Annotated in this window: 2 protein-coding genes; both read left to right on the plus strand. The window is 71.8% G+C overall.

What is annotated here, in order from left to right; translation table 11 throughout:
• Positions 1-2: 2 nt before the first annotated feature.
• Positions 3-1,448 (plus strand): S1C family serine protease, encoded by a 1,446-nt coding sequence (locus G6019_RS16570; RefSeq protein ID WP_309230347.1) that lies wholly within the window; start codon positions 3-5, stop codon positions 1,446-1,448.
• A gap of 60 nt (positions 1,449-1,508) precedes the next feature.
• A partial coding sequence (tatB, locus tag G6019_RS16575; RefSeq protein ID WP_182628098.1) for a Sec-independent protein translocase protein TatB occupies positions 1,509-1,946 on the plus strand: 438 nt, incomplete at its 3' end.

Consider the following 1,946-nt stretch of genomic DNA (forward strand, 5'->3'; position numbering starts at 1 on the left):
AGGTGGACGAGGCCTCCGCCGGACTCTTCTCCCGACCGGCCGGGGTGACCGGGGGATTCGATCCCCGGCGCCCGGCGTCTCCGGACGACCCCTCCTCACCGGGTCACGCGTCCGGGCCGGCGCGCCGAGACGGTTCCGACCCCGCGCTGGCCGCCGCGTTCGGCCCGTCCGGTGACACCGACGGGGGGATCGAGCGACACCCGTCGTGGCAGGACCAGACCGAGGAGCCGCCACCCGCATCACCCGACCCCTGGCGCGATCCCCACGCGCCCGTGGGGTTCGGAGCACCCGCCGTGGAGGCGGTCGGGGAGCCCGGACCCGAGGATCTGTCCGGTTCCTCCGTGCCCCCGCCCCCGAGGCTGTCGCTCTCCGAGGCTCTGTTCGAACGGCGGCTGAGTCGGCAGGCACTCGGGGCAGCCGCCGCCGCCGTCGCCGTCATCGCCCTGGTGGGTGGCGGGATCGGAGCGATCGTCGCCGATTCGGCGCGAGTGCTCACCACGTCGACCGTCCGCATCGCCGACGCGCCGACGAACGTCCTGCGGCCCGACAACCCGGTCGGTGAGGTCGCCCAGCGGGTCCAGCCGGCGGTGGTCAACATCCAGGTCTCGACCCCCTCGGCGCGGGGTGAGGGCTCAGGCATCGTCATCGACCCGCAGGGGTACATCGTCACCAACAACCACGTCGTCACGATGGACGGTGCCGCGGACAGGGCGGACATCGACGTCGTCTTTACGGACGGGACCAGGGCGTCGGCCGAACTGGTCGGCCGCGACCCGGCGACCGACCTCGCGGTGCTCAAGGTCGACGGGGTCCAGAACCTCACCGTGGCGACGCTCGGGGATTCCGAGCGGGTCGAGGTGGGCGAGCAGGTGGTGGCCATCGGTTCGCCCCTGGGCCTGGCCAGGACGGTCACCGAGGGCATCGTGTCGGCCACCGAGCGGCCGATCGCGCTGGGGGAGTCGACGTCCGACGGGGACGTCGTGATCGACGCCATCCAGACGGACGCGGCGATCAACCCCGGCAACTCGGGCGGTCCGCTCATCGACGCCAGTGGGGCGGTGATCGGCATCAACACCTCGATCTTCACCCGGACAGGCGGATCGATCGGCCTCGGGTTCGCGATCCCCGTCAACGACGTGCGCGCCATCGCGACCTCGCTCATGACCGAGGGGTCCGTGCGTCATGCCACGATCGGTGTGAACGCGCGCAAGGCGGACAACGGCGACGTCGAGGGCGCCGAGCTCGTCAACGTCCGCGAGGGCTCGCCCGCGCTCGAGGCCGGTCTGCGGGAAGGCGACGTGGTGACGATGATCGGTGAACGTCGGGTGCGTTCGTCCGACGAACTCATCGTGGCCGTCCGTCGCGCCGGCGCGGACGTGGACGTCCCGGTGGAGGTCATCCGAGACGGCTCACGGATCGAGGTGACCGTCCGCCCCGTCCTCGCCTGACCCCGGCGTGGTCCGAGGTCGTGGTGACCAGGGGTGCCGGACGACGTATCCTCAGAGGCGATGTTCTCTAACGTGGGTTGGTCCGAGCTCCTGGTACTGGGCGTGATAGCGCTCGTCGTCCTGGGGCCCGAGCGCCTTCCCGAAGCCGCCCGGTGGCTCGCGTCCGCGATCCGCAAGGTCAAGGAGTTCGCCGGGACCGCCCAGCAGCAGCTGCGCGATGACTACGGGGCCGACTTCGAGGAATTCCGCGAACCGCTCAAGCAGCTCAGCGATCTGCGGGGCATGAGCCCCCGCGCGATGGTGACCAAGCACCTCCTCGACGGGGATGACTCTCTGTTCACGGGCGATTTCGGCGCAGCGGCGCCGGCAGGAGGCCCGCCAACCACCAGCCCCCGGTCGACCGGGCCGCAGTCCACCGGCCCGCAGTCGACAGGTTCCCCGTCGGCCGGCCCCCAGAGAACCGGACCCCGCCCGGCCGTCCCCCGATCGACCGGGCCG

It is taken from the genome of Dietzia sp. DQ12-76 (genome assembly GCF_014145045.1).
Taxonomy (GTDB): Bacteria; Actinomycetota; Actinomycetes; order Mycobacteriales; family Mycobacteriaceae; genus Dietzia.